The 15936-nt window shown below is 40.8% G+C and carries 12 protein-coding genes; 3 read left to right on the forward strand and 9 right to left on the reverse strand.

Translation table 11 applies throughout. From position 1 onward, the window contains the following. Positions 1 to 571: 571 nt before the first annotated feature. The 6 genes from UP17_RS20725 to UP17_RS20750 form a co-directional block, all read right to left on the reverse strand. The gene (locus UP17_RS20725; protein ID WP_061464920.1) at positions 572 to 2911 is read right to left on the reverse strand and encodes an L-type lectin-domain containing protein; all 2340 of its coding nucleotides are present in this window, start codon (positions 2909 to 2911) and stop codon (positions 572 to 574) included. After that, the gene (locus UP17_RS20730) at positions 2898 to 3923 is read right to left on the reverse strand and encodes a WxLIP family cell surface protein (RefSeq protein WP_061464922.1); all 1026 of its coding nucleotides are present in this window, start codon (positions 3921 to 3923) and stop codon (positions 2898 to 2900) included. Before UP17_RS20730 ends, UP17_RS20725 begins: the two co-directional genes overlap by 14 nt. Positions 3924 to 4015: 92 nt before the next feature. Beyond that, positions 4016 to 4711 (reverse strand): WxL domain-containing protein, encoded by a 696-nt coding sequence (locus UP17_RS20735; RefSeq protein WP_061466209.1) that lies wholly within the window; start codon positions 4709 to 4711, stop codon positions 4016 to 4018. Positions 4712 to 4736: 25 nt separating this feature from the next. After that, on the reverse strand, positions 4737 to 5426 hold the full coding sequence (locus UP17_RS20740) for a WxL domain-containing protein (RefSeq protein ID WP_061464924.1): 690 nt from the start codon (positions 5424 to 5426) through the stop codon (positions 4737 to 4739). A gap of 673 nt (positions 5427 to 6099) precedes the next feature. Beyond that, a complete protein-coding gene (locus UP17_RS20745) occupies positions 6100 to 6930 on the reverse strand; it encodes an STAS domain-containing protein (protein ID WP_155727410.1) in 831 nt (276 codons plus the stop codon). A gap of 133 nt (positions 6931 to 7063) precedes the next feature. Further along, positions 7064 to 7495 (reverse strand): Lrp/AsnC family transcriptional regulator, encoded by a 432-nt coding sequence (locus tag UP17_RS20750; protein ID WP_061464925.1) that lies wholly within the window; start codon positions 7493 to 7495, stop codon positions 7064 to 7066. Between the two features lie 149 nt (positions 7496 to 7644). Here UP17_RS20750 and UP17_RS20755 point away from each other — a divergent pair, with 149 nt between their 5' ends. After that, positions 7645 to 8229 (forward strand): DJ-1/PfpI family protein, encoded by a 585-nt coding sequence (locus UP17_RS20755; protein ID WP_061464927.1) that lies wholly within the window; start codon positions 7645 to 7647, stop codon positions 8227 to 8229. Between the two features lie 651 nt (positions 8230 to 8880). Here the strand turns inward: UP17_RS20755 and UP17_RS20765 are convergent. The 3 genes from UP17_RS20765 to UP17_RS27925 form a co-directional block, all read right to left on the reverse strand. After that, on the reverse strand, positions 8881 to 10863 hold the full coding sequence (locus UP17_RS20765; protein ID WP_081108910.1) for a hydantoinase B/oxoprolinase family protein: 1983 nt from the start codon (positions 10861 to 10863) through the stop codon (positions 8881 to 8883). Between the two features lie 16 nt (positions 10864 to 10879). Further along, on the reverse strand, positions 10880 to 12919 hold the full coding sequence (locus tag UP17_RS20770) for a hydantoinase/oxoprolinase family protein (RefSeq protein ID WP_061464931.1): 2040 nt from the start codon (positions 12917 to 12919) through the stop codon (positions 10880 to 10882). A gap of 467 nt (positions 12920 to 13386) precedes the next feature. Then, positions 13387 to 13557: a hypothetical protein gene (locus tag UP17_RS27925; RefSeq protein ID WP_155727412.1), complete on the reverse strand. Its 171-nt coding sequence runs from the start codon at positions 13555 to 13557 to the stop codon at positions 13387 to 13389. Positions 13558 to 13891: 334 nt separating this feature from the next. On the opposite strand from UP17_RS27925, the gene UP17_RS20775 reads away from it, so the two are divergent. Both UP17_RS20775 and UP17_RS20780 read left to right on the forward strand, forming a co-directional pair. Continuing rightward, positions 13892 to 14323 carry a helical membrane plugin domain-containing protein gene (locus tag UP17_RS20775; protein ID WP_061464933.1) on the forward strand — a complete coding sequence of 144 codons (432 nt, stop codon included), beginning with the start codon at positions 13892 to 13894 and terminating at the stop codon, positions 14321 to 14323. Positions 14324 to 14362: 39 nt separating this feature from the next. Further along, positions 14363 to 15544, forward strand: coding sequence for an NAD(P)/FAD-dependent oxidoreductase (locus tag UP17_RS20780; RefSeq protein ID WP_061462493.1), 1182 nt, complete (start codon positions 14363 to 14365; stop codon positions 15542 to 15544). Positions 15545 to 15936 lie beyond the last annotated feature (392 nt).

Consider the following 15936-nt stretch of genomic DNA (forward strand, 5'->3'; position numbering starts at 1 on the left):
TTTCTCCGGAACTAAGTGCTATGAACGTTTTAGAGAAGCGCCAGCAATGATATATATGTAAGAAAAAGGAAACCAATATTGACCTATTTTGAAGGGTCTACGGCTTCCACAACGATCATAAGGGCTATACAGTTTTCCTGTACTCACTTCGTTAGAAAAGGAATATACAAAAAAAGGCCTCATTCACGTTTACAGGAGGCCAGTATGCATCGAATGACTTACCAACTTGTTAAAACGAAAATGAGGTGTCTATTAAGAGCCAGTGTACAAGAAAAAGCGAAACCGAGCATTTTACATTTTTTGTTTTAAATAATTCAGGTACACTTGCCCGATTTTAACTAGACACCAATCATAAGCACGGATGGGTTAACGGATAGGCTGTGTTTTAGCTAGCTACGTATTGGACATCCCTTGAGCCTTGTAAAGTCGTCCATTCAAACGATAGCCAATGTTCTTTCAGCTTCGGCATGTTCAATTTAAATTGACTTATCGTCACTTTAAAAAAGGAGAAGAACATGTTTGATTGGGTTTTATTCGATCATCTAAAAAATGATTAACCATAGGCTTTTTTTCATGGCGCATCCACTAAATTCCATTTAATCCTGCCCTTATAATCACCTATATAGACAAAAGGTTCCATTTTTAATAATATCCCCTGATTTTCTCGCCAATGTATGGATATCTCATCCATACTTTTGGTTGTATGTTCAAAAACATTCATGGCAACTCCTAGTAACATTTTTTCTTCTTTTCCAAATTCATCAACAAAAGTTAAGGCATCTAATAAATAATGTCCGGCTCCATCAGAAAAATCTTCACTTAAAGTAGCCGTCAGCCGCCACGAACTGCCGGTACCACGAGTATCCTTCACGCGAATATCCCAATCGGCATTTCGTTTTGCAAATGTCGGTTGATTTGGAATTTCCATGTCTACAAAACTAACATCCGTAGCGACATTGGTGAAACTAACTTGTCCAATGACTTTCAAGGTGAGTTTTTCCACGTTTGATCGCCTGCCAGTATCATCCACACTGTAAACATATACAGTATGTGTCCCTACTGATAATTCATCTGCTGGAATGGTATGCTCGTAGCTGACTTCTTCCCCTTTATCAGCAACATTTGCTGCACCAGATGCAAATTTAATTGGCTCACCTTTATCCAGCACATAGTATAGGTCCACTTTGTCACTATCTGCATCACTCCATGTCCCTTTTATTGTGTAGCCACTTCCTAAATCAATAGGTAATTCCTTATCAGCATCAACAAGTGTAAGAGATGGCGGTTCTACAACAATGATTTGTAGAGTTGCTACATTGGACTTTGCTCCATTTTCATCCGTTACATACACTTCAAAAGTGTTTTCCCCCATATTTAATTGGTCTTTTGAAAGGAGAAAACTCCAGTCGGCACTAACGGAAGACACATCTTTCTCTTTTTCTTCAGATTGGATTTCCTCTGAATTCAATTCATAGTAAAAAGTGCCTTTAGAATTATCACTATCTTTCCAAGTTCCTGTCACTTCATAATCTTCACCTTCGGATACGTAAACAGGGCCAGCATCATTTATTGCTACTTCTGGTGCTTGATTAGGCTGGATGACATAATCAATTGAATTGGTATCAATCACCATGTTATCTCCATTAAACCTAGCTGTTTCAGTAACTGAGGCAGCCTCCGTTGTTGCATTGACTTTCACTTGAAAAGAGACCGTCGCTGCATTTTGAGTGGAATTCATATTTGGAATACTAAGTGCCAGCGATTGTCCTGACCACGAATTATCATCTAATGCTGCAGTCTCACCAGGGGTTGTCAATGTCATGGAGCCTGGGATAAACGTAACATGATCATTCAAGACCGTGTTCAAGATGATATTTTTCCAATTTTGTAAACCACCGTTATATTTCGCATAAAGCGTATAGGTTAATACATCACCTTTAAAAACTGAAGAGCCCTCCCCAACAACAGAATCATCCTGTCTCGTTATCGTTTGCTCAACTTCTGCATTTACTAAATCCGGTATTTCATCAAAAGCGACACGATTGGTTTGCTTGTAAGTAGGACCTGTTGAACCAGTGAATCCCCAATAAACTTTTGTAGAGCCAAAAACATCTTGTACATTTACAGCAACAGTAACTGGATTTACTCCTTCTAATTGATACGTGAGTGCTTGGCTTGCAGCATCCCATTTCACTTCGAATTTACGCCATGTACCATTTGATAACAGACCGGGATACTGAACGCCAGTATTACCATCTACGTTATTATGTTTCATGGTTCTCCTATTACTTTGTACCGGCCAAACACCAATGGAATAATCTATATAAGTATCGGCTTTCCCTGGATACCCCCATGCAACATGGTCATCGTTAACATTAGTATCAAAATAGCTAGTATCACCATCATTTTTATAGGTATCAAACTCAACAGCAAAACTTTTTTGAATGCCAGATGTTTTCGATCCATTATAGCCTTCGTCAGCCCAAACCCCCAAGCTTGCCCCAGATTTTGCAATAGCATTTACACCTCTTGAATCATTATGCATCACAAATGCCATACCATCTGCCGCATTATTCCCATTATTTCCAAAATACAAATACATTGTGGCTGTAAAATCTTTGGTTAAATCCATTTTAATATCGTCGATTGACCAAATTGCCCCCTTTTGATTTGCCGTTCCAGGGGTTACTGAAACCAGTTGATCGTTAATAATGGAGCTATTTGATCCTGTTGATGGAGTGGTAAACAGGCCATCCAATATAATACTGGATGGAGGATTATCTTCTACTGGACCGGCTGCCTCCACTTTAATGGATTCCACTGGCCCCAGCCATTGAAGACTTGAAAAAAACAAGCCCATAATAATGAGAAATGAGAAAGTGATTCTAGTGAATATTTTACTCTTCTTCATGCTTTTCCCCGCTTTTTTTCCTTCTTAGTAGAATAATGACCAGTATGATTAATACCGCAATTAGCACGCCGATTCCTGCAAAAATAAGTGTATAGTCTTTTTCCAATTCAACTGCTTCTTTATTTAATTTCTTTGAATCATCACCTTTAATCTCAAACATTTTGTCAAATTTCCAGGTTTGATCTCCGTCTTTTGCCGTTATATATATATGATATTTGCCAGGCTCTAACGCTTGATTATCCCAGCTAATAGGAAAATCGAAATTAGAATTCGGTGCCATGGATACGCCATTCTTCTCTGAAGAGTGAAGCATCTTCCTGTTTCCTTCTTTCGTGATTCGGGCATTCACTTCCAAGTTATTGACAATCATAGCTTCCGTGTTTTGCAGATTCGCAGTCACCACTGTGCGATAGTTCATCAATCCTGCTTGAACTTTATTTAACTTTAGATTGGGTTTTACCCTTTTATCCGTTTCGGTCAATTTGACGCCAATCACATACGAAAATTCATTGTTGATTTGAACATTATCATCTTCTTGTTTTTTGGCGCCTTGATTTATTTCGTACACATAGAATCCACCCAAAATCACTCCATCAAATGGTTCATCTGGCATTTGAATCGTAAAAGGCACTTTTTTCGTTTGATTTCCTTTTAACGTTACTTTTTGTTTTGGGGAAATGAGATCAGAAAATGCATACTTTAATGAACGATCTTTTTTTTGATTATTTTTACTGTAATCAATCACTCCATTTTGATTGGTTACGGCTGTATTCGGTTCAATCATTAAGTCGATTTTTTCACTCGAGTTATTCTTCACTGTTAAAGATATCGTTTGTTCGGCCCCCGGTTTCATATACAAGTCAAAGTAAGTCAACTTCTTATTGATTTGGTTTTTTGGAATATTGGCTTTGATTGAATATTCCATGGTCCCAGCAAAGGCTGTTTCATTCTGGGAAATGATTCCTAACCCAATCAATAAGGACACAATCAAAATAAATAGCCCTTTTTTCATCTATATCCCCCTCTAGTTTCAACATGATGTGATATATATTAATGGAACTTGGCTTACATAATTTCTTATAAAGCCAAGCCCTATTTGAGTATTTAGCTAGGTGCGTTGGTTAATTCCCATGTTACAGTACCACTGTAACTTTCGGCTTCAGCTGAGCCAGCCAAAACTTTTAGTTGCACATTACCATTATCGCCGTCAGAACCTGAAAATACGTCCAGCCATGTTCCGCGGCCAGTTTCTAAAGGTGCCTCCATGAATTTTTTTGAATCACTATTATCAAATGTAACGTCATAAGCCGTTGGCGGTTCAGAAACATTTGATGATTGTGATTTTACTTGTCCATTTTTGAATGTTAACTCAGCCCCCTGTAAAGACTCCCCAGTGCTATTTTTTAATTCAGAAGCCTTTGCTGTCAAAACCCATCCTTCGCCCGTTCCGCGTTTATCTGAAACTTGTACATATGGGTCTTTATTATTTGCGTTATATGTAGTGTTCCCACTCATAATTTTTTGGGTTCCAAATTGGATGTTGGAGACATAGTCCAAAGTTAAAGATCCACTATTTCCCGTTCCGCCATTGTCTGGATCTATAGGATCAATCGGACTCGGTGGATCCGGTTCATCTGGATTGACCGGATCTACCGGCTTGGTAATACCCTCATCCGGAATAAAATCAATATAATTTTGGGAAATAGCGCTATTCACGACAGCTGCTTCCGCTGAATTTGTCGAAAAGATCAATCCAGCCAGAATCATACTTCCTGCCACTGACAGGGTAATTACTTTCATCTTCCTCACCTCATGGTTTTTTATATTATTGTGGTGCATCCAATAGACTCCAAGTCAATGTTGAGACATACTCTCCAGCTAAGTTTCCTGCAGGAACATTTATTTTCAAGTTGCTAGGATCAAATTGATCTACCCACGTCCCCATTCCTTTTGAATCTTGAGCAGACATAAGGATTTGTGGTGCAGTTACTTCAGAATCAGTACCTAATTGTACTTCCCTTAATTCTGGTGCAGGTGAAACATTTCCTGGAGTTGTAACTGCAGTCCCGATTGGAAGTGTAACAGTGGCACCTTTTAGAATCATCGTTTCATCAGTTAGATCCTTGAATGGTGAAGTTGAGACCTGTAATGTCCAGCCAGCACCAGTACCACGAATATCCGTTATTTGAACGTTTGGTTTTTTTGTAGTTGTTGAATATTCCACAGCTCCACCGGATAATTGGTGGGTATTAAATTCTAAAGGCGAGACATTATCAATTGTTAGCGCCCCTGTATTTCCTGTTTCCCCATCCGGTTCACTAGGAACGATCGGGTCAGTTGGACCTGTTGTTTCATCTGCTGGCATTATTGTGATATGGCCATGTGAAGTGGCTCCTTTACCGTTTTCACTTCCTAATACTTCAGTTGGATCAACCGCGCTTGCAAATGCAGGCGTCACGAATACCAGCAAGGCTGTCGCTGCCAGTCCTTTAAATAGAACCTTTTTTACATTCATTTTTTCAATTCCTCCTTAATTTTTATGAAGATTTAAATGCCTACTAAATGAAGTTGCAACAATACCTTTCTTGAATCCCTCTAGAAACCCCTTAAAACGATGAACATACCTCTTATATTTTCACCATCCCCATTTCTCCTTTTGTAGGTTGATAGGCTGCAGCATCAATAGCTGGGACTACCAATACCTTTCATACATACAAAATGCCAATCACTAGAATATTTACGCCTTAATAAAAATGATTTTCCTAAGTTATCAAGTTATCGAGATAGGGTACGGAACAAGAACGGTTCTTGGCTCAACTTCATGAAAATCATTATATAAGTTAAAAATTAAAACATTGTTTCAATAATGAATTTTGCGTTTCCATTTAAGAAACTCCATTTAAGAAACTCATGATTTTGCTTTTCTTAGTGACTTACAAGTTGTTTTTTTATGCATCAAGTGTGAAAAAGGTCGCAAAAATTATATGCGGATAGGCGGCCGGAATAAGAAAAAAGGGTAACCTGCTTCAGGCTAACCTTCATTCGGAAACATAATGAATAAATGTATCGTTGTACGTCAATGCCTATCCACTTATCCGAGGCAAAAAAAGCAGTGAATGGATTTCCTTAACACCCCAAATTACCCACCAAAAAAAGCCGCCACAACATGGCGACTTCCATTTCACGATTTAGGTGACTACAAGATAGTCCATCAAGGCCTGCTGCAGTGTACCCTTTGTTTCTGCTTTACCATCTAACTGAACCCCTGAACGGATCATCTTGATAACAACTTCAGGGCGTAATCCAGTCACCACGGCTTTACAACCCATCATTGCCGTTCCATCGAGAATATTCATTAAATCATTAATCATTTCAACTTCCATCTCGATGATACCGGATAAATCCAAGATCAATGTCTGTATCCTTAGTTTACCAATCTCCATCAATACTTTTTCCTCGATTATCCGTATACGTGAATCATCGATTGTCCCAATTAACGGAAGGACGCAGGTAGTGGATGTTATTGGAATGATCGGGACGGATAGATTTTCAACCAAGTTTTGCTGGGCCAGAATCAATTTGTCTTTATAATCGGAGTAACTGACGAAAAAGGATTTAAGAAATACATCAACCTTTTCATTCACTTTTTTCTCTAAATCAAAAAAGATCTTGGAATCCTCACTGAACAAATCTTTTGCATCTTCGAACTTATAAAGAAAGATCCAAAGCGTCCTGCGGATGGCCTGAATCCATTCCAACTTGAATGAAAGCGTCAAAGAGTGGGTTGCCCACGTAACTCCCTCTTGTTCGGCAAATGTAATCATATCCGTTTCATTCTGCTCCACTATATAACGGATGAGCTTATGTGCATTATTCAAAAGGTCGACATTTCCAATCAGCAGAATTTCTTCAATTTTATCCCTGACATTGACCGCTTCTGATAAAAGATATTCTTCAAATTCACTTTTATTCTGCAAAAGGAAATCCATTATTTTTTCTTCCTCATAGACAAAACTCACTCTTCTCCACTCCCTTTTTTGTAACTTTCAACTGTGATTTTTGTTACTATTAGTTTCTATGTTGATGGAGTTTTTTCCTGCAAATTGCCTCATATATTAAAGAGTTGGCGGCATCATATAATTTAAATCCTGCTTACATCTCCTCGCCTGAAAAAACATTCTTCGATGCGGAGGAAAAAATCAGATGGGTGGACGATTTCCCGTATTTGATGGCCTCATCGACGAATTCTTCCAGTGTTTCCATGGAAAATGTACTTATTTTAATAAGATAACTGTATTGACCGGCTAACCGGTGGCATTCCAGAACTTCAGGATGACTCAAGCTAAAATGATAAAAGTCTTTACATCTATCCGTTTCGAATAAAATGAATGCTGTTATTCTCCTATCAAGTTTTTCTAGGGATATTTCCGTTTTATATCCTTTTATCACTCCGCTTTCCTCTAATTTAATAACACGTTCTTTAGTTGCTGGGGCTGTTAAGGAAACTTCATGTGCCAGTTCTTTCATGGACATGCGCCCATTATTCTCCAGCAAGGAAAGTATCTTTTTATCCGTTCGATCCAATTCAATCACCCTCACTTTTTATTATTAATAAAATTCACCTAAACACATTATAAAATAAATAGAAATGAAATGATTACATAATTTATCGTATGTATTAAGGAAATCTCTTTTTATATAATAAATACAAATATAAATAAGGGGGATGCACGATGAAAAAAGTATTGATGCTGCTATCCAATGGATTCGAAGCGGTTGAAGCAAGTGTGTTTACAGATGTATTGGGCTGGAATAAATTAGAGGGTGATGGTACGACTGACCTGGTTACGGTGGGGCTTCATGAACAATTGAAATGCACATGGAATTTCATGGTGCAGCCGGAATTGACCCTCGATCAAGTGAACCTTGATGACTTCGATGCTTTGGCCATTCCAGGAGGTTTTGAAGAAGCCGGTTTCTATGATGACGCATATGATCAGAGGTTTCTTGATGTGATCAAGTATTTTCATAATAAGAACAAAATCATAGCAACCATTTGTGTCGGTTCTCTCCCACTAGGAAAAAGCGGGATATTGAATGGAAAAAAAGCCACTACATACAATCATCCAACCAGTAAAAGACAGGGTCAGCTAAAAGAATTTGGTGCGATAGTCGTGAACGAACCGATTGTCACCACGGACAATATCATTACATCCTACAATCCATCCACAGCATTCGATGTTGCCTTCACGCTCTTGGAAATGCTCACTTCCAAAGAAAATTGTAAACATGTGAAGGAATTGATGGGTTTCCATTAAATATGCCTTCGAAACGACACCTACATGATTTGGATATTATTTGGATGTTGATTTCCGCTCAAGAAACTCGCTTTCCGCGGGCGGTCGGGGAGCCTCCTCGGCTTGCGCCTGCGGGGTCTCGTACCTTCCTCTCCAATCAACTTTGTTACAAAATACAGATGGAAATCATACTTGGAGTCGAAGGTGTTTCTTTAGGTCAGTTGGTTCAGGAACATTATTTAAATGCGTTTTCCGAACTCTTTCTCCTACAGTCTTTTTAAAATAGAAGGATGAAAACTTGAAACATGGAAGATATCAAAGCAATTATGAAGGACAACGGACCGTGAAAGTAGCGGCAAAAAGAGGTATGGAATGGTCTAATTCCAAACCATGATTTTAAAAGAAACCTTTGGTTATGTTTTTTACTATTTTATACGGATGAAACCCTTAAAAGATTGAAGAAATTTGCGACACTCCTGCCGAATAACTGGCTAGCCGAGACCCCGCAGCCGCTTGCGGTGAGGAGGCTTGGCAGACAGTCGGCGGAAAGGGAGCGGATTTCTGAAATCAACTGGATCTTTTTTTCAAAAAGAAAAAAACTGCAGGCAAACTCGTATTTTTCGAGTTCATCTACAGTCAGGGGTTCCGAATGGATTCGGAACCTTTTTCAGGTTACTTCCAATAAGCCAATGAACGGGTTTTCATGGATTCACGGAACTGTTTTGTTGATTCTGGCAAGACTTTATTCGTTGCATAATCGATGATGACACCATGCTGGCGTATGACATCCAAACTATCCAGCTCCCCATTGGCGAATTTATCTTCAACGATTTGAACGTTTTCCTCAAGCCATTGTTTACGGTTTTTTCTGATATAAGACCTTGCTTGTTCCGTTGCTTCATCATCTATCTCGAATAAATCGAGATCTTTATCGATTTCCTTGATAACCACGCCATAATCCTTTTTAGCTCTCTTAATTGAAACATACTCATCGATAACATCTTCCAAAACATCTTCGGGACTTCTTTCAAGCGGATCTCCCAGACCCCCGCCCCCAGCGGATGGCCGAACAAAGGAATCCCCTTGCTTCACTTTTACATTTGAGAAAATCGCACCTAAATATCGTTCGTCTTCCTTGCCTGGATTCAGCCATGCTCCATGCGGGGAAGAAGGCAGCCCTCCAAAAATCCCCCAGGTTATTGAACGGGAACGATCACAGCAATATGACATGACCGTGTTTTTGACGTTCGTGAGTGTACCACCCTTTTCTACACCGCACCCGCCGCGGTATTTACCCGGCCCGGCAGAGTCCATAATGATTTCATGCTTCATCGTCACGACAGGTGACAATCTTTCTTGTCCTTCACAAGGCTGTACGCTGAGTCCCAAACCGAATGTCGGAGAAGTGGCGTTCACACCATCCCGATCTGAGCGGCCTCCATGACCCCCGGCCATCCAGTCATACCACATGAAGTATTTATCTTGCTCCTGGCGTTGATCCCAACCGCCGATAAGTAAATATTCCAGGTTAAAAGAGCAAGCGATCGCCCTTTCCGGCATGATGTTGGACCAGAGTTCGAAACAAGCACTCATGATCTTTTCATAGGCACCTGAACAAAAACCCGTTACGGCTATCGGTGCTGGAGCATTGACGACGGAGTTTTCCGGCAGTTCAATCTTCACCACTCTGTAAAAACCTGAGTTCAGAGGAATTTCGGGGAAGAATGTCTTGGTTCCTGAGTATGCTGCTGATAAAGAAGCCCCAAAACCGGCATTCAAAAAGCAGCCGATATAAGAATGCGAACCAGAAAGATCATAAAGGATCTCGTCATCCGTGATGGTCATCTTAACCCGGATCGGGATTAGACCGTCTCCGACTTCCGGATCCATATCAATATAATCAACGGTCTCCCAGGTGCCATTCGGTAAAGCCGCAACCTTGGCTCTTGCCAAACGCTCCACATAATTCTGCACTTCCGCAAAGGCAGATAAAGTCGTATCGATTCCATACTTCCCGATAATGGCAAACAACTGACGCTCGCCTACCTTGGCCGCTTCCACTTGAGCACGTAGATCGCCTACGCGTTCTTCAGGCACGCGCATATTCGTAACGAGAACATTGACCACATCTTTTAAAAACGTTCCTTTACTATATATCCTAAGAGGAGGAATCCTTACCCCCTCGCCGAAATGTTCCTTGGCATTGATATCAAAGGATCCAGGTGTCGATCCCCCCATGTCGGCCCAATGACCATTCGTTTGCATGAACGCAATGAGCTTGTTTTCATGAAAGACAGGCAGCAGGACCCGTGTGTCATTGAAATGAGTACCGCCCCGATACGGGTCATTGACTAAGAATATGTCACCAGGATGGATGTCCCCTTCGAAGTCTTCCAGTACAGCCTTTGCCGTTAGATGCAGTGTACCTACATGGACGGAAATATCCTGTGTTCCTTGCATGACTGTATTTCCTTCTGCATCACATAGCGCACAGCTGAAATCCCGATTATAAATGACGAAGGAATAGCATGTCCGAAGGATTTGTTCAGCCATTTGATCTACAAGGTTAACGAAGCCATTTTTTATCACTTCAAATGTCACCGGATCTAAACCTGTTCCAACTCCAGATTGGTCAATTAACTGTTTATTAGACAATGGAATCCACCTCTTTTTATTTATTTTGGGAAAGAATCAAGTTCCTGTATTTATCAACTTTTGCCGTGAAATTGGGTGGAATGACAGTCGTTGTATCAAGCTGATCCACTATGGCAGGTCCCGTAATTTCAGAGAATGCCGGAATGAGTTCCCGGTTATACACGTTCGTATTCACATAACCTTCCTCTTCGAAATAAACATCACGCGTTTCCTTCAAGGCATCGGCCAGTGTGCCCCCAGGTTCATAGGTCGGAAATTCAGGTTTTGGCACAGTTCCGATAGCCGTAACGAGCAGCCCGTAAATTTCCACGGTCTGTTCTTTATCAGAGAAAGAAAACTCCCGTTCGTGCTCTTGATGGAAACGGTTAAGGGTCTCTTCCAATGAAGAAATTGGACAATCGACTTCTATCGCCAATGAACGCCACTGTCCCATATACCTCATGTCAATATATCGCATCAATGTGGAAGCTTCTTTAGCTACACCCTCTTCTTGCAATAATTCCTCGGCCTCTTTTTCCATCCCGATGAATTCTTTCTCTAAATCCCCTAACGAGACATCCTTGACATTCTTGACATAGGTTTTGGATATATCATGACGAACATCGACCAGCAGGCATCCCATTGCCGCGGCAACACCCGGATGCGGCGGGATGATGACAGTCGGGATTTCCATTTCCTTGGCCAAGTACGCGCCATGCAAAGGCCCAGCCCCTCCGAAAGCCACAAGGGCAAAGTCGCGGGGATCGTATCCCCGTCTAACTGAAATCAGCCTTAGCGAATCACACATGTTGGCATTGGCCACCCTTGTGATGGCATTCGCGGCTTCTTCAATCGTATATTTGAATTTCTTGGCGATCTTATCCACGACTTCAATCGCTTTTTGTTTATCCAGTTCCATCTGTCCATCCAATAGTTTTGTGCCAAGCCGTCCCAATACAATATTGGCATCGGAATTGGTCGGTTCCACTCCACCCCTGCTATAGCAGGCGGGTCCAGGAACCGCCCCTGCACTTTGAGGGCCATTGCGTAAAGAACCGCCTTCATCCACCCAAGCTAAGCTTCCGCCTCCTGCTCCTATCGTCAAAATTTCGATACTTGGGAACCCTATCGGATATCCATACTCAATATACCAATCTTTCGTAATCCGCAAATCACCTTCATGCATCAAGGAAATATCGGTGCTGGTCCCTCCCATATCCAGCCCAATAGCATTATTAAAACCGCAAAGCTGGGCGATATGTTTACTGGCAATCGCACCTGCAGCGATGCCTGAGCTTGCAAGCCTTGCCGCATAACGGGGAACGGTTTGGGATGTCATGACCCCTCCGCCGGAATGAAGCACTAATATGTCATCTTCATATCCCCGTTTATTCATTTCACCTTCAAGGGTTTTAATGTAGTTGCTGACAGTCGGTCCTAAAACCGCATTGACGATCGTCGTACTCATGCGCTCATGCTCAAAAATTTCAGGAAGGACCTCACTTGAAATGCATATATAGACATCCGGGAGTTCCTCCTGGATGATACGTTTCACTTTCGCCTCATTGCTTCCGTTAACATACGAGTTCATGAAGCAAACCGCGATGGATTCGGTACCGCGTCTTTTTAATTTCCTTGCCAGTGACCGTACTTCCTCTTCATTGATTTCCGTCAGGACATTCCCTGCAAAATCGATGCGTTCTTCCACTTCAAAACGGTCTCTTCTTTGAATATACGGTTTGGCTACATCATCATATGTATCCCATAACTCAAGCTTGGTTCCGCGGCGGATTTCCGATACATCCCGAAATCCAATGGATGTGATCAATGCTGTCTTTGGCAATTTCCTTTCAATCAAGGCATTGGTGCCTACCGTTGTACCATGGGAAAACACTTTAATATTTTCACAATCTATTTCCGCTTTAGCAATTCCATCCAAAATACCGATCTCTGGATTCAGAGGAGTCGACGACGTTTTCGTAATTGAAATTTCCTTCGTGCTTTCATCAAAAACGAAAACATCCGTAAATGTTCCGCCTACATCAATTGCGAGCCTAGTTTGCTTCGTACCTATCATATAATTCCCACCCCTGCTACAAGATTTAAACTGCTTATACCTTTGTGAACATTACTTTCCGTTAATCCTTGAAGGTCAGCCAGCCGTCGGAATTCTTAGCCAAAAACGAAATAAGATGAATGATGAAATAAAAAAAACCAGTCATATCAATAAAAAATAATTGATATAACTGGTTTTGATCTAGGTTTAGCTCCGCTGAATGGCGAAGTCTATTAGATTCGACAGTTATTTATAGATTCATCTTTCAAATCACGGAGTCATTCAAGGCGATGCCTGGCAGAGTAGGAAATTTTCTTCAACTACCCTTATACACTATGGCTATGTATTTTATCTTACGTGAATTCACAATAAAGTCAAGTGAATTTTTAGAATATTAAAATAACTATTTCCGAGGATCTATAGAGGATTTTTTACAAAAAGGAGGAAAATTAAGTAAGCATAACAATTTCGCTATGCTTACAGCATTGTTATTTATCAGGTGTTTCCAATGTGCCCTCCTCACTGTTTTTGAGGTAAACTTCAGAAATTCCATTCATGCCTTCCAATAGTTGTTCTTTAGTATAGTCCATACTGCCAACCAGTTTATTTTGCCTCTTATCATTATTCTCTTCTACAAATTTTGATTCTGAATCCGCCACATTTTTCACCTCATCATTTAGGATGGCGAATAAAGATTGAAATATGTATGATGATAATGATAGACACCTTGCTCTAGGATAAAATAACCGTTTTAGTAAAAGCTTTCAGATCAAACATAGACCATTCATTAAAATTGGTCTATCATATATGCAGGAAAAGCGCATTTTTTGAATATTTTTAAAAAATCAGCTGTTTTCATGAAGCTAAAGGGATATACTATAGGATAGCTTTCATTACATTTTTAAATGTATTTTTTGTGTCACACTTTGTGTAATTTTTTACAAGTTTTTCTATTTACATCAACAAAATGCTTATTGCAAAGGAGAATTGGATATGTCAGAAACGATTACCCAATCACAAACTGAACAAATTAATGCACGCCAAAAACAATTAGATTTACTGGACCAATTATTAAAGCCCGAGGTTCAGGAATCCTTGAACACTTTAGTTGAGCAGTTACCAAAACTGACTGAATTAGTGAATATTTTAACAAAGTCTTATGATTTCGCTCAATCGGTTGCGACTGATGATGTTTTGAAAAATGATACGGTCAGCGCCATTTCGGAGATCGCTACACCTGTAGTGGGCTCAGTGAAAGGTCTTGCAGCTAACGCCATCGAAGCCAAGGATCGTGCAGAAGCGAATAATGATGTGATCGGTCTTTTTGGACTGTTAAGAATGATGAAAGACCCGCAAGCACAAAAACTTTTCCGTTTTGCCCAAGCTTTTCTTGAAGTCTCTTCAGAACGCAAAAACCAAAAATAATTTGATAAACATTCAATCAGTAAGGACGGGGGATTAACTATGTCAAAACAAATCGTCATCTTAGGTGCGGGTTATGCGGGATTACTATCAGCCTTATCCGTACGTGAATATTACAATAAGGATGAAGTGCAGGTTACAGTGGTGAATCAATTTCCAACGCACCAAATCATCACCGAATTGCACCGTCTTGCAGGCGGATCCATTTCTGAACAAGCCGTTTCGATTCCTTTGGAAAAACTTTTCAAAGGAAAAGATATCGACCTTACCATTTCAAAAGTGGAGTCTTTCTCAGTCGATAAAAAAGAAGTGAAACTTGCGAATGGTTCCACTTTATCTTATGATGCCCTAGTTGTTGCTTTGGGAAGCCAAACAGGATTCTTCGGCATTCCGGGACTTGAGGAAAACAGCATGGTCTTGAAATCCGTAAATGATGCTAACAAAATTTACAAACATATCGAAGATCGCATCCGTGAATATGCACAAACGAATAACGAAGCGGACGCTACAATCGTAATCGGCGGCGGCGGATTGACTGGCGTCGAGTTAATCGGTGAAATCGTGGATCATTTCCCTAAAATCGCCAAAAAGTTCGGAGTGGACTTCAAGGACTTGAAAATCAAGCTTGTGGAAGCTGGTCCAAAAATCCTTCCTGTCCTGCCTGACCACTTAATTGAACGTGCCATGTCCAGCTTGGAAGCACGCGGCGTTGAATTCTTGACAGGTCTGCCTGTAACGGGTGTTAAAGGAAATCAAATCGAATTGAAAGATGGACAAACGATCGAAGCCAATACGCTTGTTTGGACAGGCGGAGTCGCAGCACTTCCTATCGTAGGCGAATCAGGCCTTGAAGTGGATCGCGGCAAAGCAACCGTTAATGAGTATTTGCAATCCAAATCCCATAATGACGTATTCGTTGTCGGAGACAGTGCCGTTGCTTTCCCTCCAGAAGGCGGCCGTCCATACGCTCCTACTGCACAAAATGCTTGGCAAATGGGTGAGCTTGTTGGATACAACCTATATGCAGCCTTTGAAGGCAAGAAACTTGAAGAATTTTCACCTGTCAACTCAGGTACACTTGCAAGCCTTGGCCGTAAAGATGCAGTGGCAACCGTTGGGGCCAATAACACTTCCCTTAAAGGTCTGCCGGCTACATTGATGAAAGAAGCAAGTAATATTCGCTATCTATCACACATCAAAGCCCTATTCAGCCTCGCTTATTAATTTATAATAGCCGTGACGTGACATCCAGTTCATTGTATGTCCGCGGTACATGCCCTTTCTTCCCGGTCATCGGGATTAAAGGGCATTTTTTTCATGAATTTATTATAATGCCTGATCATGATGCAATGATTGACGAAAGATGTTAACAATGGACAGTGCTCGATTTTGTTGCTTATCCATTCTATAATTCCCCTGGGATTAGGCAACTCTCCTAAATCCTCTCCGTTAATTTTTATTAGCCCGTTTGTCGTTAACTAACGCTCAAGTAGGTACCATTGCGCATATCATAAAATTAACCTTATTAAAGGAGGGGTCTGTATGAAAGGGAAAAAAGGAAAAGCAGCTTCATCTGGCAGTTCATCTACCGGTAGCACTTCTACTGGTGGCACTTC

Source organism: Peribacillus simplex (assembly GCF_001578185.1).
GTDB lineage: Bacteria > Bacillota > Bacilli > Bacillales > DSM-1321 > Peribacillus > Peribacillus simplex_A.